Annotated in this window: 16 protein-coding genes; 10 read left to right on the forward strand and 6 right to left on the reverse strand. The window is 46.8% G+C overall.

From position 1 onward, the window contains the following. Nucleotides 1-65: 65 nt before the first annotated feature. Both LZD49_RS27585 and LZD49_RS27590 read left to right on the forward strand, forming a co-directional pair. A complete protein-coding gene (locus LZD49_RS27585) occupies nucleotides 66-620 on the forward strand; it encodes a dihydrofolate reductase family protein (protein WP_234671035.1) in 555 nt (184 codons plus the stop codon). Between the two features lie 441 nt (nucleotides 621-1,061). After that, entirely contained in the window at nucleotides 1,062-2,378 is a 1,317-nt protein-coding gene (locus LZD49_RS27590; RefSeq protein ID WP_234671036.1) for a DUF2268 domain-containing putative Zn-dependent protease, read from the forward strand. Nucleotides 2,379-2,503: 125 nt separating this feature from the next. Here LZD49_RS27590 and LZD49_RS27595 read toward each other — a convergent pair whose 3' ends face one another. Together LZD49_RS27595 and LZD49_RS27600 are read right to left on the reverse strand one after the other, a co-directional pair. Beyond that, complete coding sequence (locus LZD49_RS27595; protein WP_234671037.1) at nucleotides 2,504-4,141, reverse strand: serine hydrolase; 1,638 nt, start codon at nucleotides 4,139-4,141, stop codon at nucleotides 2,504-2,506. Between the two features lie 20 nt (nucleotides 4,142-4,161). Further along, nucleotides 4,162-4,863, reverse strand: a complete 702-nt coding sequence (locus tag LZD49_RS27600) for a carboxypeptidase-like regulatory domain-containing protein (RefSeq protein WP_234671038.1) — start codon at nucleotides 4,861-4,863, stop codon at nucleotides 4,162-4,164. Between the two features lie 724 nt (nucleotides 4,864-5,587). Here LZD49_RS27600 and LZD49_RS27605 point away from each other — a divergent pair. After that, nucleotides 5,588-6,097: an RNA polymerase sigma factor gene (locus LZD49_RS27605; RefSeq protein WP_234671039.1), complete on the forward strand. Its 510-nt coding sequence runs from the start codon at nucleotides 5,588-5,590 to the stop codon at nucleotides 6,095-6,097. A gap of 4 nt (nucleotides 6,098-6,101) precedes the next feature. Then, entirely contained in the window at nucleotides 6,102-6,785 is a 684-nt protein-coding gene (locus LZD49_RS27610) for a hypothetical protein (RefSeq protein ID WP_234671040.1), read from the forward strand. Nucleotides 6,786-6,818: 33 nt separating this feature from the next. Here the strand turns inward: LZD49_RS27610 and LZD49_RS27615 are convergent, their stop codons facing one another. Then, a complete protein-coding gene (locus LZD49_RS27615; RefSeq protein ID WP_234671041.1) occupies nucleotides 6,819-8,753 on the reverse strand; it encodes a sigma 54-interacting response regulator in 1,935 nt (644 codons plus the stop codon). Between the two features lie 10 nt (nucleotides 8,754-8,763). Then, nucleotides 8,764-11,022 carry a histidine kinase dimerization/phosphoacceptor domain -containing protein gene (locus tag LZD49_RS27620; protein WP_234671043.1) on the reverse strand — a complete coding sequence of 753 codons (2,259 nt, stop codon included), beginning with the start codon at nucleotides 11,020-11,022 and terminating at the stop codon, nucleotides 8,764-8,766. A gap of 324 nt (nucleotides 11,023-11,346) precedes the next feature. Here LZD49_RS27620 and LZD49_RS27625 point away from each other — a divergent pair, with 324 nt between their 5' ends. The 5 genes from LZD49_RS27625 (at nucleotide 11,347) to LZD49_RS27645 (ending at nucleotide 17,158) form a co-directional block, all read left to right on the forward strand. Then, nucleotides 11,347-12,129, forward strand: a complete 783-nt coding sequence (locus tag LZD49_RS27625) for an alpha/beta hydrolase (RefSeq protein WP_234671045.1) — start codon at nucleotides 11,347-11,349, stop codon at nucleotides 12,127-12,129. A 52-nt stretch (nucleotides 12,130-12,181) separates the two neighbouring features. Then, nucleotides 12,182-13,198 carry an alpha/beta fold hydrolase gene (locus LZD49_RS27630; RefSeq protein WP_234671047.1) on the forward strand — a complete coding sequence of 339 codons (1,017 nt, stop codon included), beginning with the start codon at nucleotides 12,182-12,184 and terminating at the stop codon, nucleotides 13,196-13,198. A gap of 11 nt (nucleotides 13,199-13,209) precedes the next feature. Continuing rightward, entirely contained in the window at nucleotides 13,210-14,979 is a 1,770-nt protein-coding gene (locus tag LZD49_RS27635) for an amidohydrolase (RefSeq protein WP_234671049.1), read from the forward strand. Then, entirely contained in the window at nucleotides 14,976-16,343 is a 1,368-nt protein-coding gene (locus tag LZD49_RS27640) for an alginate export family protein (protein WP_234671050.1), read from the forward strand. Before LZD49_RS27635 ends, LZD49_RS27640 begins: the two co-directional genes overlap by 4 nt. Nucleotides 16,344-16,588: 245 nt before the next feature. Then, on the forward strand, nucleotides 16,589-17,158 hold the full coding sequence (locus LZD49_RS27645) for a DJ-1/PfpI family protein (RefSeq protein ID WP_234671053.1): 570 nt from the start codon (nucleotides 16,589-16,591) through the stop codon (nucleotides 17,156-17,158). 116 nt (nucleotides 17,159-17,274) lie between these two features. On the opposite strand, the gene LZD49_RS27650 is transcribed toward LZD49_RS27645, so the two are convergent. Together LZD49_RS27650 and LZD49_RS35595 are read right to left on the reverse strand one after the other, a co-directional pair. Further along, nucleotides 17,275-18,831, reverse strand: coding sequence for a carbon-nitrogen hydrolase family protein (locus LZD49_RS27650; protein ID WP_234671054.1), 1,557 nt, complete (start codon nucleotides 18,829-18,831; stop codon nucleotides 17,275-17,277). A gap of 257 nt (nucleotides 18,832-19,088) precedes the next feature. Continuing rightward, complete coding sequence (locus LZD49_RS35595; protein WP_255721194.1) at nucleotides 19,089-19,217, reverse strand: hypothetical protein; 129 nt, start codon at nucleotides 19,215-19,217, stop codon at nucleotides 19,089-19,091. Nucleotides 19,218-19,423: 206 nt separating this feature from the next. On the opposite strand from LZD49_RS35595, the gene LZD49_RS27655 reads away from it, so the two are divergent. Beyond that, complete coding sequence (locus LZD49_RS27655) at nucleotides 19,424-20,149, forward strand: TonB-dependent receptor plug domain-containing protein (RefSeq protein WP_234671055.1); 726 nt, start codon at nucleotides 19,424-19,426, stop codon at nucleotides 20,147-20,149. Nucleotides 20,150-20,163: the final 14 nt, after the last annotated feature.

The following is a 20,163-nucleotide window of genomic DNA, read 5'->3' on the forward strand; positions in this document are numbered from 1 at the left end:
GTAACGGATTCTCAGTTAGCTATTTTTGCTACTGTCCAAAACCTAATCAACCAATTTGATCACGTATGAGAAAGATAATCGCCGCTATTAATATGACGCTCGACGGTTTTTGCGATCACACAGCAGTCTCGCCCGACGAAGCGGTGCACGATCACTACGGTGAGCTTCTGAAAAATGCCGGTACCGCATTGTACGGCAGGAAAACTTATCTGCTGATGGAGTTCTGGAAAGGCTTGGCGGAACACCCCAGCGGCGAGAAATCGATGGATGATTTTGCAATAAATATGGACGCTATTCCCAAAATCGTGTTTTCCCGCACCTTGCAAAGTGTGGATTGGAAAAGCGCAAAGGTTGCAACCCGCGACCTCGAAGCGGAAACGCTGGCGCTCCGGGAAGAAGATGGCGGTGACATTCTGGTTTGCAGCCGGAGCCTGATTATTGCCCTGATCAATCTCGGCCTCGTAGATGAATTTCAGCTGATGGTCCACCCGGTGGTGGCGCGAGAAGGTTTGCCTTTATTTGACAAACTGGCAGACGGAGTGGTTTTCGAATTGACAAAGACGCACACCTTTGCCAGTGGTGCCGTATTGCTCTACTATGCTCCGTCGAAGCAACAATAGCTGAACGAAACGCATATTTTCAACGCGGATACCAGTCCTGATGCTTCGAAAACATATATGCGCCCAACGCCCCGCTCAGTTTCCTTTTACAAAGTTTGCCTCTGTTAAATAGGGGGATCATAATTGCAAAGCCCGCAATACTGTATCCGGTATTGCGGGCTTTGTTATTTCAGATTGCTTTTTCTGCGGCTGTTAGCATTGATCACACATTCTCTGGAACCTGAGATTTTGAATTCCCTTATTGAACCGACATGGCCGAATGACGGGAATTTAAATGCATGTTAGTAACGAATTACCAATGTTAGTTTTTTAGTTTGCGGCTTGTAATAAAACGAACGAGCTTTGGCCGTCATTGGTCATGGTTGTAACTTACTTTCACTTTTTGTGACCAGCTCAATTTAAGTGGAAATTTATTCGAAATTTAATTCACAATCTTAAAAAATGAAGAGTCCAACTCTATTGAAGGCCGTCCAGTTAGGTGTGCTAGCGATGCTACTTCTTTTTAGTAAAACGATTTTTTCGCAGGATTTCAATCCCGAAGCGGACAGATATCAAAAGCTGGCGGATAGCTTGGGCGAAGCAAAACAATACAAAGCAGCTGCCAGAAGCTATCATGCGGAAGGTGAAGCCCGCAAAATGCTTGCCTACAAAAGACAGCCTGCTGTAAATGCCACCTATTTCTATTCCATGGCTCAAATGCCGGACAGTGCGTTGGCCAGCCTGCAAAAAGCTGTGAAACAGTATGGATTTACAAATAGAAAATGGATGGATTCTGAGATTGGTTTGGCCCCGATTCGGAAGAACAAGGCATATTCTGACCTGATAAGGTACATGACTGACAAACAAAACGCGCAACTTGATCCTGATCGGGCTGCGGTGATCACTAGCGACATCACTCTGTTCTGGAAAGCTTATGACCAATATAAAAAAGACCCTTCCAACGCTCAAAAGTTATTCCTTACCGAGTATTTTGAGAAAGGCACTCTTAATCTGCAGGAATATTATAGAATTAAAACTCCTAATATTGGAGGCATTCAAGGCTTTATTCACAACCTTGAAATCATGCCCGAATATTACGCCAGTATCAGGGCAAAGACGGAACAGGTTAGCACATTGGAGGATTCCATCCGCGTAATATTTCGGAACCTGAAAGACTGGTACAAACCCGCCACTTTTCCCAATGTAACTTTTGTAATTGGCGGATGGAGCTCAGGCGGAACTGTCACGAATTACGGCTCAATCATGGGTGTTGATATGCAGGCGGCGGGAGCTGAGACACCAACGCATGAATTGAATTTATGGCAGAAAAAAAATATGCTGCCTTTTAAGGAACTGAAAAATGTGGTAGCGCACGAGCTGGTGCATGTACAACAAAACAACATGGCCGGTGACACCACCTTGCTGTGCCATGCGATCAAGGAAGGCATGGCCGATTTTATCGGTGAGCTGATCAGTGGCAGAACGGCCAATGCCCGCCTTCATGTCTGGGCTGTTGGGAATGAAAAGAAGGTTTGGGAAGAATTCAAAAAAGAAATGTATCTGGACCGTTACTCAAACTGGATTGCCAATAGTAGTCAGGAAACCGCCGACCGTCCTTCCGATTTAGGTTATTGGGTAGGATATCAGATCTGCAAGGCATATTTTGATCAGGCAACAGATAAGAAAAAAGCTGTGAGCGACATGCTGAACATCAAGGATTACAGGGCATTTTTAACACACAGTAAAATTGACGAAAAACTGACGGAAGGTCGCAAATAAATAAACCGCTTTTGCGAGAGGTTTCATCTTACAATTTCCTTTGGAATGAGCGGACAGGTATTCCGTCAGCCAATCTCACCTAACTAGGTATCACTAAGAATCCAAGTTTATCAATAATGAACGAATCACTTTTGGCGAGGCATTCTATTTTTGAAAAGTACCTTGATGCTTCGCTGAGTACTTAATTCCAATGCATCGATATTATTTTTGCCGTTCCGTTTAAACGTCAGATCCGCTTTGAGTCCTGGTATCAGAAATCTGTCCCTCGCATAACTTTCAAGAGGGTGAGTCGCGCCGGAAACCAGTACGATTTCCAGGCTATTATTATTTTTCCAGATTTTGATTTCCGCTCCGACTTCCCCGGAAAAATACGTACCGATAAATTGGTCTAGTGGCATATTGCTGACGGTCGTATCCACCTTATGGTATTGCATGGGTTCGCCGGTAGGCGATGCGACAGTAAGTTCATTTTCGTGGTTAAATGAAAGTTCGATTCCGTGAAAACGAAATTGCCTCTCACTGATGGCATCCAATGGCGTGTCTGACAGCTGTAATCCGCGAGAATCCATGGTTATTTCTACATCACGGGCAGATTGCGCGCTTTTATAGTAGCCTGCATAGGATTTAAGTTTGGCCTGGTCCATTTTAACTGCAGTGACAGGCATTACTTGCGGAGCGACCTGTTCATCTGGGGTCGTGAGGAGATCGAACACCGCTGCGGCTGGGTCTATGCCGACCGTGTCGAGCATAGAGGTATTACTGAGCCAAGCGATAGATAATCCCCCGGCGGGTGAAGCGATTAACTTGGCTCGGTAAGCATTCGTGGCGCCACCGTGAAAAAATACGGGTTTACGAGTAGATCGGCTGTCAATAAATAGCCCCGCGGCGTAATGGTTTAAACTTTTGTCGTTGAGCGTATCCAATGCGGTTTGTTTGTCGTAAAGTGCCTCGTTGCCCATTTTGGCAGAAAGATAGAATTCGTTCCAACTCACCAAATCCTCTGCCGTTGTAAGCAAGCCCCCCGCTCCATGAATACTGTGATCTGGCATCGATATCCTGAATTTCCCATTTTTGACTTCGTATGCTTTGCTTCGATTCGGGATTACTTTGCCAAAATCGTCCCGCCAGCTGCTATGTGTCATTCCCGCGGGCTGGAAAATATACTTCATTGTGAAATCGGAAAATGACATACCCGATGCCCTTGTTATAATAATGGTAAGTAGGATGTAGTTGGAATTGCTGTAACGGAATTCGGTGCCGGGCACACTGTTCATACTCTGCTGTCGACATATGATATTCAGCACATCTCCGTTATTCGGCACTCGCAACACCTCGGGCCATCCGGCAAACTCAGCAATGTCGCTCCATTCCCGCAAACCGCTTGTGTGATGGATTAAATGACGGATCAGGATGGGCTTACCATGAATTGGAAGTTCCGGAATGTATTTATTGACAGGATCGTCGAGTTTCAATAATCCTTGTCTTTCTGCTAATAGAACTGCCGCAGCCGTGAATTGTTTGGATACCGATCCTGCTTCTATCAAGCTCTCTTTGGACAGAGGGGCGTTACTTTCCAGATCGGCAATTCCCCATGCCTTGGAATAGATCATTCTTCCGTCCCGACTAACCGCCAGTTGTCCTCCGGGTTTCTCGTGGGAGTAGCATTGAAATAAGCTGTCGATTTTCGATTCAAAATCCTGGGAACGAGCGCATTCAAATGAAATAATGAATATTGAAGAACCCAAGAATAGTATCCGAATCATTTGCTTCATAAGTTCAGATACTAATCGGTGTAAATCTCGTAGCCAACGTCTGCTTTTGACGACGGAGACATGCTTTTTACACTACTTCGCTTAATGTAGGCATTGATCTCCTTGGCTACCAGTCGTTTCTGCCCGTTGACAAGAACCAACTCATCGGCCGATCTTAACTTAATCCATCCGGAATCATTGACAAGATAAGTGCCTTCTTCAATTTCGAAGTACAAAAGGTTGTTACCGGCTTTTGCAGATTGTAATTTATTTTCAAAATTGATTTTGCTCCGAATTTTATCCAGGCCCTTAGCGACATCCTCAGGGTTGCTATGTCCCATGACCAGTTCCGAAAATTGCGGAGAACCGTTGGATGTTTTTTTCATACCAAAATAGTATGTCGCTTTGATTAGAGATTTCTGGTTAGCCCAGTGCTCTTTTTGCGTAATAGATTCGTACCCGATCTTACTGAGTTGTAAAGAAAAATCAATCTCGTTGGTTGCGTCTATGGCCAAGTTGCCATCGAAAAATCCGTTTTCGTCGGAGGTTGCCAGAAGGTTTCCCTTCGCATCCCTGATTGTCGCTCCGTTTAATGGAGTCAGGGTTTTGGAATCTACTACTAATCCTTGAAAACTGATCGTTGTTGCCTTTGAACTGGTGACGCGATTGGTATCAACTTCTACCAGGTTCAATGTGAGGATGAAGCAAAAAATTAGCGATTTGATATACAACATAGTCTGTTTTCAGATCTTTAAGCGTTGGATCGAATATCGGGGTTCGGAACAAATCCCAAATTTGCAACAATATAGAAAAATCACAAATGATATCAGTGTCTACAAGGTCTTGGGCTTAATCCCAGTCAAATCGATATAATATCCATAGGCACTGTGCATATTAGGTTGAGTGAGTGCACCGTAACATTCTTTACGTTTATACGATACAACGAGTCTCAAACCGGCCTTTCTGTACTCAGCGGGCACGGAAAGAGAATCCCCGCAAGGAACTAACATATTTTCCCCAGCATGATGTGACGTATGTTCAAAATCCTTGGGTTCGGTACTTAACACATACCTGTCATGATCCTGGTAGCTGGATATTAAAACGACCACAGCCTCTACGTTTTTCTTTTCCTTAGAAACAGATTTACTCAGGCAATCGCACGGACCCGGTTGTTCATCAGTGTCATTGCATTGAATATTTAAAAGACACAAAACCGAGGGGATTATGATGAAGCGGGCTACCTTGTTCATATTCGGATGAAAAATAAATGTCAAATGACCTTTTGAAGTATAAAAACTATAATCCTAAGATTCGGAAATAGTATCAATGGTTGTCAATACGATAAATATTCGTGATTTGCCGATGACATTATGGCTTTTCTGTGACATTTCTCAACCTCTTGCGAATAATTGGCTGGTAATCGATTAATTTTTCCCAATACGAAAACCCCAATGCCCTATGCCGCTTCTTAGAGATGCCGTCCAATTTTTAAATGTAGTTGATGCCAATAAGGGTATTATCTACAAGGTCGCAAATGCGTATTGCCGGGACAAGGAAAGTCGGAAAGATCTCGTTCAGGAAATCACCTTGCAACTTTGGTTGGCGTTTCCGAAGTATGACGAACAATTCATGCTGACCACGTGGATTTATCGTATAGCGTTGAACGTATCGATCTCGTTTTTTCGAAAGCAGGTAAGCCGCGACAAAATCAACCATCCCCTAACCGACGAAATTCTCACATTAATGGCCGACGGCGAACAGTTGGACGTGGATTCGGACCTAATTATGCTCCACGAGTTTATCAGGCAATTGAAAGAACTTGACAGGGCGCTTATGCTGCTATATCTGGAAGGCCGCAGCCAATCGGAGATAGCAGATATCCTCGGGATAACGGCCTCCAATGTCTCAACGAAAGTGGGAAGGATCAAAGAGCAACTACGGCAAAAATTTACATCATTAAAATCTTAGCACCATGCAAGAAACCGAATTAATCGAATTGTGGCGGTCATATGACCGGAAACTCGAAGAGAACCTTATTTTGAACCGGCAAAATGCTGCGGCTATCACGGTTATCAAAATCAAGTCTACAGTTGGCTCCATGGCTCCGATGAAAATCTTTCTGATCATCGCGAGTACATTATGGCTCTTCTTTCTAGGCGTCGTGCTTTACCGTACCCATGCATACGCGAGCCCATTTTTCTGGTATTCAATTGCCATTCACGCCATAATTATTGCCTTCGTGACAGGGGTCTACATTTATCAGGTAGTTTTGATTTACCAGACAGATCTTAGTGAAGCCCTGTTTAATACGCAGCGCCGGTTGGCCCAGTTAAAAAGCTCTACCTTACTCATTGCAAGGTTAATGTTCTTGCATGCCCCAATTTGGACAACGTTCTCCATTCAGGAACGGATGTTTGAAAATCCGGTATGGATGGTTGTTCAAATATTTGTCATAGTAGTATTCGCGGTTGGAGCTTTGTGGCTTTTTTTCAATATCAAATATGAAAATCGCCATAAGAAATGGTTTAGATTTATCTTTCACGGAAATCAGTGGGATCCTGTGATAAAGTCAATTGAAATGCTCCGGGAACTCGAACAATACAAGACGAGTCAGTACGAATCTGTAAGTGCGTCTCAAATAACGAGCGATCGTTGATTAATCTGAGGGATCGGATCTTATAAAGTCCAATTAAATACTGAAATTCCGCTTGATCCCCAGCTTCTTCATTTTTGAGCCCAGGGTGGTCGGCGGAATTTTAAGTATGGCGGCCGCGCCATCTTCTCCCCGGATCCTGCCATTGCATTTTTCCAGTATCTGTATGATGTAATCCCGCTCGTTTTCAAAGATCGTTTTTAGCCGCACTTCTTCCGCTTTTTCCGAAATAGCCTTGGGTTTGCCGGCCGGCAGCGCAACATGTTCGATGGAATTGCCTTTGGCAAGTAAAACGCATCTTTCGATCACATTTTCCAGCTCCCGGATGTTGCCAGGCCATTCGTAGGACATTAATTCAGACATTGCTTTGTCCGAGATTCCCGAAATTTTGCGACCTGCCTTTCGGGAATATATGTTCAGAAAATGGTCTGTTAGCAGCGGAATGTCATCCTTGCGCTCGTTTAAAGAAGGAAGATGAATCGGAAACACATTCAACCGGTAATACAGGTCAAGCCTGAACCTTCCTTCCGCCACCTCTTTTTCAAGATTCTTGTTCGTAGCGGCGATGACCCTGATGTTGATTTTCACAGGTGCTTTTCCACCGATCCGCTCAATCTCACGCTGCTGCAATACACGCAGCAGTTTCACCTGCGTTTCCAGCGGCACGTCCCCGATCTCGTCCAGAAAAATAGTGCCATGATTGGCCTGTTCAAACCGACCGATCCGTTTTTCCATAGCTCCTGTGAACGCGCCTTTTTCATGTCCGAATAGTTCTGATTCGATCAGGTTCGCCGGTAATGCAGCACAATTCACCTTGATCAATGGGTAGTCTTTGCGAGAGGAGAGCGCATGAATGCTGTCGGCAACGCGTTCCTTTCCGGTACCCGACTCTCCGGTGATCAGCACGGAGGTGTCCACGGGGGCGACCTGGCTGATCAATTCGAACACCGCTGTCAGTTGCGGACTGTTTCCAATGATGTTTTCAAAAACCGAATTGGGGGAAGGTTCCGGCAGTCCAGGCATCGCATTGCTGCTAACTGCGGGAATAGCGATGTTTGATATGCCTTGCGCCGCCAAAACCAGAAACGGCCGGATTCGCTCACCGAGCGAAACATGATCGGCAGCAAACGCATCCGGGCGCCTGCTGTAAAAGGAAAAAAGGCACTGTTTCCGACTGTTTTGGCCCTGAGGTAGCGGAAGCGTTAGCAACGCATTCATGCCAAATGTTTCTGCGATGATTTTATGCGTGCCCGGTTTTGATGTTATCGATTTAAAAGACGCCTCATTGTAATATTGAACGAGGGGAGCCGCACTGTCCTTCACCTGACCCGAATTGGTAGCGCGTGCATTGAGAATGACTTTAAGGCCATCACGCGTGAATACCTGGTATTCGTTGAATCCTATTTTCAAAAAATACAGTGTGTCCTGCTGCTGCACACCAGCGTCGTCGAAAGAGCCTATCACCAGCATGTCAAACGAAATGAACGGTTGCAGAACCTGTGCGATCATCAGTAACCGCTCCTGGCGGTTAACCTGACCGGCAGTAATGGTTGCGAGCTGCGTTTGGAGTTGAGTCTCTTTGCGGAGCCGGGATTCCAAACCGTTTTCGTGATGATACTGAGCAATCTGCAAGGTGACCAATAAATCATTGTCGCGAAATGGTTTGACCAGAAAGCCATAAGGATGCGTCGCCTTAGCGGCGTTCAATACCTCTTCATTGGAATTGGCCGACAAAAAAACGAACGGAATATTTGCCTCTTTCAATTGAGCAGCCAGATCGATCCCCGTTCTCTTGCCTGTCAGAAATATATCTAGTAGCACCAGGTCCGGTTTGTGCGTTTCTATCATTTCTTCGGCTTGCTCTACGGATCGGGCGACCCCGCACACAGTGTAATCCGCCCGCTGCAACATGATGCGCAAGTGATTTGCTTCAATAAACTGATCTTCGACAATGAGTATCTTTGGGTTCATGGGAAGGTATTTACATTTCTGCATATTGTTCGGTATGCATTTGCTCGGGCGTATATTCAAAGGCAATCTGGATCGCCGTTCCACCATCGTTGATGATATTGACCTCGCCTCCTACGTCCTGAGACAGCCCCAGGATGAGTGTAAGCCCGAAGGAATTCACCTGATTGATATTAAAGTCGCTACCCAGGCCAACGCCATTGTCCGATATGGTCAGCAGAAAATGTCCCAGGCTCGTCTGTTTCAAAACAATATCGATTTTCCCCGACCGTGCATCGGGGAAGGCGTATTTCAGGGAATTGATGATGGCTTCGTTTAATATCAGCCCGAGCGGGATGGCGTGGCTAATGTTCATGTCGACCTGGTCTATTTCCAGGTTGAATTCCACTGGCTTTTCGCTTCTGAAACAATCTTTCAGGTATTGCACCAATTCGTGAATGTAGGGCGAAATTTCGATGGAGGTGAGGTTCTCAGTTTGGTACAGCTTCTGATGGATCATCGACATCGATTGGATTCGGTGCTCACTCTCGGCAAGTGCCATTTTTGCCTCATCGCCTTTCAGGAATTCCGACTGGCTTTCCAGCAGCCCGACGATCATGTGCAGATTGTTCTTCACCCGGTGATGGATTTCCTTCATCAGCCATTGTTTTTCAGAGACAAGGCGGCCTAATGAAATGTTTTTGTTGCTGATTTCCTGTTGACTGGCCGCCAGGGTCTTGTTGTTCTTTCTAACGAGCAGGTAACCGTAAATTAAAAGTCCGACAATGATCAGCAGCAGCGATATGCTCACGTAAGTAATGTTCTGGACGAGTGATGCCTGACTGAGCATTTTCTGTTGCAACACCGATTCTTTCCGGAGCGCCTGAATATTCTCCTCCTTCTTTTCAGTTTCATAAATAATTTCCAGCTGGTTGATTTGCCGGCTCTTGGATTCGTTAAAGAAGGAGTCCCTCAGCACGCTGTACTTCTGAAATTCAGTAAGGGCGGAAAAATACTGGTGATTGATCGAATCGAGCTTCGCCTGCCATAGGTGGCTTCGATAGGACACGCGGATGTTTTCCAGTTTAAGTTTTTTCCGAAGATTTACATATTTGGCTGCCAGCGCATAATCTCCTTTAACTATATAAAATTCGATCAGAAGATTATAAATTAATTCCGTCTGCTCCGGAGAAATCCCTTCATCCACGATCGTCAAAAGTTCAATTATATATTTTGTCGCCCGCTCGTATTGTTTTTGCTCGCGGTAAAGATGTATGTACGAGCGGTCGAGCCAATACTTATTCTTCAATTCTTTAACCGGGTATTTCCCCTCTACTCTTTTCAGCAGGCGCACTGCTGCCGCATATTTTTTGAGCTTCACATAGGGATTGCTGAGGTTAGCCGCAACCATATGGATCGTCTCAAAATCCTCATACTTTTCCGCAATTCTCACCGCATTCTCATAGTTTTCAATAGCTTTCCTATAATTCCGCAAAGTATAATGGGTTATGCCTATCCGGTTATAGATGGTCGCTAGTTGCAGCGAAGTATCACCTGCTGCCTTGGCACTACGCAGGGCTAGCATTCCGTATTTTATACCCTCCTCAGGTGCGCCAAGGGACGTGTAAACAGTGCCAAGCAAGTCATACACCCCCATGAGCTGCTTATAGTTGATGGACTGGTAAGCTTGCAGCGCTTGTTTCAGGCTCGAAAGGGCGGGTCCATTATCGCCGCGGCTTTGGTAAAGGTCTCCGAGTGCCTGAAGTACCGCTCCTTCTTTCAAGGTAAGCTTTGCGGCACGAAAGGCTTCCAGCGATAAATTGGTATACTTAATCCTATGCTGGATTTCGGAATCCTGCAAACCGAAATATCCGGCCAGCCGGTAATAGGTTTCTCCGAGCATCCGGTAATTCTTTTGTTTGGAAAACAGCTTTGCGGCCGCTTCTGTGGCGCGCTGCCCATGTTCTCTCTGGTTTTTCATGGGCAAAATGGCGCCCTGCTGAAAGTATACCTCCGCCATACCCTTTTCAAAATCGAGTGAAGCGGCAAGTTTGTGCGCGGCGGACGTATAGTACTGCGCGCTATCCAGATCGACGGCACTCCTGCCGGCACGGTAGAAATACAAGTCGCCGAGTTGAATTAAAAGTCTTACCCGGGTAGTGTCTGCCCGGCTGGCCCTGAGCTTGATCAGCACCGGCGCCACTTCTTTTGGCAAGAATGGCCCCAGAAAGTCTGCATATGAGCTCTCCCAAGACCATAGGAGCATCATCAGCAGAAGTAGTTTTTTACGCATAAACACTGGCAGTTTCAGGGAGGGTTAAATATAAGTGTACCAGGATTCTTAAAGATATGCTCAGTCGAGCCAGACAAACGCAGCAAGGGTCATTTACCACGAAAAAAGACATTGAGTGAGATATTTGAAAGTAACCTCAATTAACCCTGCAATTTTTAAAATAACAAATTCTGCATTTATACCCGACGATATTTCGTTGATGGCTGGTTTCAAAACGATATTTCGGTGGTCGTTCGACACGCCGATTCACTAACTTACTGATTTTCAACTATACCAACCGGGGGTATTCTTTTGGATTTGACGCTGGCAAACCAAAAGTTATCTATGAAAGTTGATAGCAAAACAATCTTATTCATTACGGGAGCATTCGTCAGTAACGTCCACTGGGACGACTGGAAACTGTATTTTGAAAATCAGGGTTACCAAACGCTCGCTCCGCCCTGGCCTAATAAGCAGGCTCCCGCAGAAGCGCTTCGCAACCGGCAGCCCGACGCGGCCATTGCTTCCAACCGGCTCGCCGGACTTGTCGACTACTTCGGCGGCATTGCCGCAAGCTTGCCCGAGAAGCCCATCCTGATCGGACATTCCATCGGCGGTTTGATCACGCAATTGCTGCTGCAAAAAAACCTGGGCTATGCAGGGATAGCAATCCACTCGGTTCCACCACAAGGGATTATGACTTTCAAATTGTCGTTTCTGATTGCCGGTTGGGGGCCGCTTGGCTTTTTTACTCCGGTAAACCAGTCTTTCATGATGTCGTTCAGGCAATGGCAATATGCATTTACAAATGGGCTACCTATCGAAGTCCAGAAAGAGAGCTACTACAAACTGGCAATCCCCGAATCCAAACGCATTGTCCGCGATACAATCACCAGCGTGGCGAAAGTCGATTTCGAAAAGCCGCACGACCCGCTTTTGCTTATTTCCGGTACAGCGGACCACACCATTCCCGATTCGCTGAATTACGATAATTACCGCAGGTATAAATCCAGCGGATCAATAACCGATTACAAGAAGTTCGCGGGCCGGACCCATTATGTGCTCGGCCAGCAGGGTTGGCAGCAGGTAGCCGAGTACTGCCTCGAATGGCTGCATACACTCAGGTAATGAATTCAATTCAATAAGTATCTCAATTTTCTTCACTTAACCTCATGCCCCGATGAATATTACTTCCTGCCAGAAAAAAGGCGTTCTGCATATCAGAATAGCCACCCGATTCCTTCTATCCGTGACCTTGCTGGCGACGGTTTGGGCTTGCAATCCTGAAAAAAAGGAGTCAAAGCAAGCAGTTGAGCAAGACAGCACTGCCACAGCTGCCGATTTGAAACCGGCCGACCCGCCCTCGAACTTCCGGCACAAAACCGCGAACGTGAACGGTGTAAATATTCACTATGTCGTTGGTGGAACAGGCGAGCCATTGCTGCTGGTACATGGTTTCGGACAAAACTGGTACATGTGGAACCGGCTGCTACCTGAACTTTCCAAACACTTTACTGTGATCGCGCCGGATTTACGGGGCGTAGGCGAATCGGACAAGCCGGAGGGCGGGTACGACAAGAAAACCATGGCGACTGACTTGCATGAGCTCATAAAAAAGCTAGGCTTCAATCAAATCAACCTGGCCGGGCACGATATCGGGCTGATGGTCGCGTATGCCTATGCTGCCCAATATCCGACAGAAGTCAAAAAACTCGCATTGATGGACGCATTGCTGCCGGGCATTGAGCCGGTATGGAGCCAGGTTTTGGCGAGTGCATGGTGGTTTGGTTTTTTTGGCTGGCCGGCTTCGGGGGACCTTGTCGCCGGGAGGGAAAGACAATTCCTGACCAATTTCTGGCCGATGGTAGGACATGTTGAAAAGCCGTTTACCCAGCAGGAGACGGACGAATTCATCCGTGCTTACGCCGTAAAGGGCGGTACCACGGGCGCATTCCACTGGTTTGGTAATTTCCCGCAAGATGCAAAGGACAACCTGGAATTTGCCAAAAAGAAATTGCCAATGCCGCTCTTGGCCATGGGCGGGGAGTATTTCGGGGCCGCTTTTCTAAAAGATCATTCTAAACTCGTCGCTACCAACGTCGTCGAAGCGAAAATCATGGGCTCGGGACATTGGGTGGTGCAAGAGCAAACCGAGCAGGTACAGAAGGCATTGCTTGATTTTTTCGTGGATAAATAATGTGCTCTGCCATGAAAACTATATTACTTGTCATCCTGATTTTAGGATACCAGATTTGTTTCGCTCAAACGGCTGACCTGATCGTGACCAATGGTAAAATCGCTACCATGTCCAAAGCCGGGGAATTTGTACAGGCGGTGGCCATCAGAGAAGGGATCGTTCTCGATACCGGGCCGTCTGCCCAAATCATTTCTAAATATAAATCAGGCCAGACCAAGGTCATCGACGCGAAGGGAAGAACCGTAGTGCCCGGGATCAACGACAGCCACATTCACATCATTCGTGAAGGGTTGCATTACAATAGCGAGCTGCGTTGGGACGGGGTCAAAACGCTTGCCCGCGCGATGCAGATGCTGAAAGAGCAAGCCGCGAGAACACCCGAGGGCGTGTGGATCAAGGTAATCGGGGGCTGGAATGAGTTTCAATTCCAGGAAAAAAGGCAACCCACACTGGCAGAAATCAATGAGGCCGTCCCGGATAAGCCCGTCTTTATCACTTACCTGTATGGCAAGGCATTCCTTAACAAGAAGGGTATCCAGGTGCTCGGATACGATAGCAAGACAACTTACGAAGGCAGTCTGGTTGAGCTCGATCAGGAAGGTAATCCCACGGGAATGCTGTTCGCCAAAGAAACGCCGAAAGCGATCTACACGACCCTGGGGCTTACGACCAAACTTTCGTACGAAGAAAGATTAAACAGCACCTTGCAATATTACCGTGAGCTGAACCGGTTTGGCATCACCAGTGCTGCCGACGCCGCGGGTGGGAGCCAGAATTACCCCTCGGACTATGCTGTGGCGCTTCAATTGGCGAAGGAGGGAAAATTAAATATCAGGACGTCCTACTTTTTATTTGCGCAGCACAAAGGCCACGAACTGGAAGACTATCAGAAATGGATACAAACCGCCGTTCCCAACAAGAACGATCACATGCTGCTACCGAACGGCTACGATATGGAGGGGGCCGGAGAAAACCTGGTAGCCACCGCGGCCGACTTTGAGAATTTTCTCGAACCCAGAACCATTCTTTCCGATGAGATGGAGGCGGACCTGGAACCGGTAATCCGTTTGCTGGTCAAAAACCGGTGGCCGTTCAGGCTGCACGCAACGTATGGAGAATCAATCGAGCGCATGCTGGCCGTGTTTGAGAAAGTGGATAAGGAAATTCCATTCAAGGGTTTAAGGTGGTTTTTTGACCATGCCGAAACCATTACCGACGAGCAGCTTGCACGCGTCAGGAAGCTGGGCGGGGGCGTGGCTGTACAGTTCCGGATGTATTACCAGGGAGAGTTGTATGACAGGCTTTACGGCAAAACCGATCGCCAGCTACCGCCAATCAAAAAGATGCTTTCCATGGGCATACCCGTTGGCATGGGCACGGACGCCACGCGCATTTCAACTTTCAATCCTTGGATGGCATTGCATTGGCTGCTGACCGGGCAAACGATAGGCGGCTTGCAATTCTGGCCAAAAGATCAGGTACTCGACCGGTTCACCGCCTTACATATATACACCTCCGGGAGTGCCTGGTTCACGGGCGAAGAGAAGTTGAAAGGCCAAATTGCAAAAGGAATGTATGCAGATATGGCAGTGCTCACAGATGATTACTTCTCTGTTAAACCAGATGACGTAAGAAACATCGAATCGCTGGTAACCATTGTTAATGGAAAGGTAATATACGCAGCGGGCGAGTATAAGGCGCTAGACGCTGCCATGCCGGACGTGATCCCTGCCTGGTCGCCAGTGAAATTTTACGGAGGTTACCAGAAGTCCCGGCCATGAAACGGCTGCTGATCCTCTGCATCTGCCTTGCCCCGCTGTGGGCTGTGGGACAGTATGCGCCATTCAAAATGCTTCGTTACGAGGAAAATTATGCCTTTCTGAAAAGCGATACGAGCCGGAATTTCTACCGTCAGATGAAATTTACAGCTCTATCTAAAAACCGCGGAACGTATGTCAGCTTCGGGGGCGATGTCAGGTTTCAATACTACCATGTCATTAACGATGAATGGGGAGAGCAGTCCGACAAAAATTACGGCTACGTGTTTTCACGCTACCTGGGCCATGCTGATTTCCACGCCGGCCGGCATTTCCGGGTGTTCACCGAACTGCAAAGCGGAATGGCCAATGCGAAGGCAAGTACCAGCCCGGCAGATGAAAATCCGCTGGATCTGCACCAGGCGTTTTTTGATGTGAACATGTTTCCTGGGAAAAAGAATAATCTGGTGTTCCGTGTAGGGCGGCAGGAGCTTTTATATGGCTCACAGCGACTCATTTCCGTGCGGGAAGGACCCAACAACCGCCATTCATTCGACGGTGCCAAAGTGATGTTTTCGGGTAGGAATGTCAAAACCGACCTGCTTTACTCCCATTATGTTGCTTCGAAAAAAGGTGTTTTTGATGATGGATATAATAAGAATGTGAAGCTGTGGGGCGGCTACAGTGTGTTCAATCAAATTCCTCTTCTTCAAAATATGGATGTCTACTATTTTGGTTTTGATAAAAAGGCCAACAGCTATGACGAAGGGAAAGGAAAAGAACTACGACATTCGGCCGGGACCAGAATCTGGGGCAAATCCCAACGATGGCGATATGACCTGGAAGCCGTTTATCAGTTCGGTGACTTTGCAGGTAAATCAATCCGGGCGTGGACCGCTTCGGCCCATGTCGATTACGTGCTGGATGGACTAATGTTTGCGCCGGAGCTAGGCTTAAAAACCGAGCTTATCAGCGGAGACAAACAGCTTGGCGATAAACGGCTTAACACATTCAATCCATTATTTCCCAGGGGTGGGTACTTTGGCCTGGCTGCCTTGATCGGGCCAGCCAACCTAGTGGACCTTCATCCATCGGTGACGCTTAATTTTACAGACAAATTCAACGTGGATTTGGACTACGACGTATTTTGGCGTTACAGTAGCCACGACGGTGTTTATGGGCCCAATGCAGCGTTAATCTATCCTAGTATGGACATCCCTAATAAATTGATCGGGCACCAATATGCCATGGTCGGCGAGTACATCACCAACCCGTTCCTGCATTTCGGCTGCGAGTTGACCTATTTTGTGACGGGCGATTTCCTTCGGAAGGCCGGGCCAGGGAAGAACCTACTATTTCTTTGCCTTACAACGGAATTCAAGTTTTAAGCAAACAGCTGGAAACCATTAAGCAATTTTTGCTGAGTAATTCGGTGAGTTCAGGGATCTGCAGATTTTACTCACCAGAACCACCGTCCCTGATTGTATGTGGAGAAGGGTATGAAACCAAAACTAAGTCTATGTTTGACAATGGTTGCTCACACGTCACGGTAGGATGCGCCCGATCTTGGCTTTTGGTTGTTTAGCCAGAAAAATTGGCTCTATTAACACTCCATGTTTAAATCCGTTACGGCATGAATCGCAAAATTTTAATTGTCACCGGGGATGGTGGCGAAAGTTATGAAACCCTGTATGCCGTTCACCGATTTCAGGAAGAAGGCGACATTGCCGTGATTGCCGCCCCCAGCAAACGCCGGCTTCACCTGGTAATGCACGATTTTGAAGTCGGCTGGGATACGTATGTGGAGCGGCCCGGCTATTGTTTGAATGCGGACCTGACGATTGAGGAGGTGGTAGTGGGCGATTATGACGCCATTCTGCTGCTAGGCGGCCGCGCCCCCGAGTACCTGCGCAACCATACTGCGCTGTTGGAAGTAGTTCGCGAGTTCGACCGGCAGGGCAAGTGGGTCCTGGCCATCTGCCACGGTATCCAGATTCTCGTCACAGCAGGATTAGCCAGCAACCGAAAGCTAACCGCTTACGAACATGTGCGGACCGAAATCGAAATGGGAGGTGGCACCTACTCTACCCAACAGGCCATCCGCGACGGAAATATGATAACCGGGCAGACCTGGCAATCACACCCCGAATTCTATCGCGAAGTTTTTGCCTGTCTCAACAAGGCGGCACTCACGGAAGGGTAAATGCCGAATTCTGGCCAGCTGTCGAGACGACAATAACAGAGAGAGCCCATACGGAACGTCTTTACCGTATGGGCCTTCAACGGATTGGCTGTGGTGGATTTTAAATATTATTGCTACTAGTTGTCTTTGCTCCCGTTTTTACGGATTATTGAATAAATGTCCGTTCTTCTGTCTTTTAGATTTCGAACACTTCCAAACTGATTTAATTCCCGTAACATATCAATATCCACGTCTGCAATCAAAATCATTTCTGTATTTGGCGTTGCTTCGGCTTTTATTCCATTGGTGGGAAACGAAAAATCGCAAGGCGTAAATACCATGGACTGGGCATATTGAATATCCATATTGTGTACTTTTGGCAAGTTGCCCACACTGCCGGCGATGGCAACATAACACTCATTCTCAATCGCTCTGGCCTGCGCACAGTTCCGTACCCTGGAATAGCCATTTTGAGTATCAGTCAAAAAGGGGACAAATAAAATGTTCATTCCCTCATCGGCCAGAATGCGGCTTAACTCCGGAAACTCAACATCATAGCAAATGAGAATGCCTATTTTTCCGCAGTCGGTATTGAACGTTTTTAAGGTATTTCCACCCTGCATACCCCAAACTTTTGCTTCGTCCGGAGTCACATGCAACTTTTCGAACCGCTCAATCCCACCATCCCTCTTGCACAAATAACCCACATTATAAAGACTGTTATCTACAACCTCCGGCATACTCCCCGTAATGATGTTGATGTTATAGGAGATGGCAAGCTCTGAAAAGCGATTGACGATTTTCTCTGTGTATTCTGCTAACTTTCTGATTGCGTCCGGTTCTGCAAGATGATTGTAGTCCGACATTAGAGGAGCATTGAAAAACTCAGGAAACAGCGCAAAATCACATCGGTAACCCGACACTGCATCCACAAAATACTCAACCTGCTGCATCAGTTCATCGAAATCGTTATACAACCGCATTTGCCATTGTATCAGTCCTAACCTGATAATTGATTTCTTGAATGCAGCCTGGTCTGTGCTTTTCTCATAGTAAACATTATCCCACTCCAGTAAAACGGCATATTCATTGGAGTCTTTATCGCCTTCCAGGTACCCTTGCAGGATTCTAGCCGGGTGAAAGTCATTTGACAATTGGAAATTTAAGACAGGATCGTGAATGTCCTTGTTCCGCACCTTTTCGATGTACTCTTTGGGCGACATGGAATGGGAATATTGATGGAAATTCGGGATCCGGCCACCAAATACAATTCCTTTTAGATTTAATTCCTCACAAAGCTCTTTTCTGTAATCATACAAACGCCTTCCCAATCGCAGGCCGCGAAACTTTGGCCGTATAAATACATCAATTCCGTATAAAACATCCCCTTCGTTTGTGTGGGTCTTGAAAGTATAATTTCCGGTTATTTCTCTGTACGTATGTTTAGAGTCCACTTTGTCGTAGTCAACAATAATGGATAACGCACACCCAGCCAGTTCGTTATCTACTCGTATGCCTACCTGCCCCTCGTGGAAAATATTGATCAGTGTTTTGATGTGATGTTCTTTCCAATACGCATTTGGCATGCTGGAATAAGTCTCAATCATCATTTCCTTGATCTCCTGATAATCTTCCGGTTTTAAGAAAACCAGCTCAATATTCTCAATTGTTTTACTGTCTTTGTTTGTTTCCATGGTGTTTTACTCCGGTCTACCTGTCTTTGCAGGGTAAATGCCGGTGAGTGATTTTTTGTTGTAGTTGGCTGATTTAAAATGTATTACTCAATAATTGCATTGTAGGAACAAACGTTGAATGCCCACATTTTGGGGTTTTCAAATTACAGGTTCAATCAAAATTGCGCACAATAAAAGGAAGTAACAAAAAAACTGCCTGGAAGTTTCGTATCAATGCGCTAAGACAAATTGCGCGTTTGGGGCATCATTTCGAAAACTCACTTTTCGACACCAGGCGCATTAACCGCGCATTTCATGCTTTCGAACGCTTTTTTCAGGACTTCTTTGATCACTTCCAGCTTCATCGGTTTAGCTATATAATCGTCCATTCCAATGCTGAGGTACACATTCCGGGCGTTTGTAGCGTAGGCACGGGCCCACTTTGGCCATCATTGTTGGGCACTTAATCGTGCAATAACACGGGATGTCCGGAACCTTTACCGGTAGTCATAAGCCAACCTGTAGGCCTGTCCATGGCGTAAAAGGATGTGCTACCCAAACCAATTATTGTAACTTCCTGGGGTCATAATTATAATTGTCTACCCTGTTCACGGTGAAAGCGAGAAAACCAGATGTAAGGCCCGAGGATATCCAGGCGCGCAGTTTGCACAATCAGGCCGATGCGGTTGCGGTATTCGATGAAAAGTCTCCGGTTTATGCAAACCTGTATGAAATGATTCAGGGACGATTCGCGGGCGTAACCGTTTCGCGAACTGTTGGAACACCGTCAGGGCCGCCAGCGCCAGCGGGATACAAAGTATCTATCCGCGGCATAAACAGTATCAAAAGTGGTACCCAACCCTTGTTTCTCATGGATGGCGTGGCCATTCAGGATCCGGAAGGAACCGCATTGATGAACTTCAATGCAAGAGACATTGAACGTATAGAAGTTTTGAAAAATGCAGGTACGGTGGGTATTTATGGCGTCCGTGGCGGGAACGGCGTGATCGCTTTTTTCACTAAAAGCGCGAGATCTATGCAGGTGAATACGAAAGCGGTGGGCAGGATGAAGCCGGTTCAATTCATTGGTTATCCATTAGTGCAACGCGAATTTTATGTACCCCGTTATGATTCGGAGACGTCTGGCAGCAACATTTCTGTCCCTGTCGACGACCGGGATGTGCTTTATTGGAAGCCGCTTATGCTAACCGACAGCAAAGGGCAAAGTCAACTACGGTTTCCACTATCGGACAAAGTGCGGACGCTGCGTGTGTTGATACAAGGCGTTACGGCAGGCGGCCGTCCGGTGCATGGCGTTCAGTTGATCCAGGTTCAATAATGCATTGTGCTCCT

It is taken from the genome of Dyadobacter sp. CY261, from assembly GCF_021440085.1.
Taxonomy (GTDB): domain Bacteria; phylum Bacteroidota; class Bacteroidia; order Cytophagales; family Spirosomataceae; genus Dyadobacter.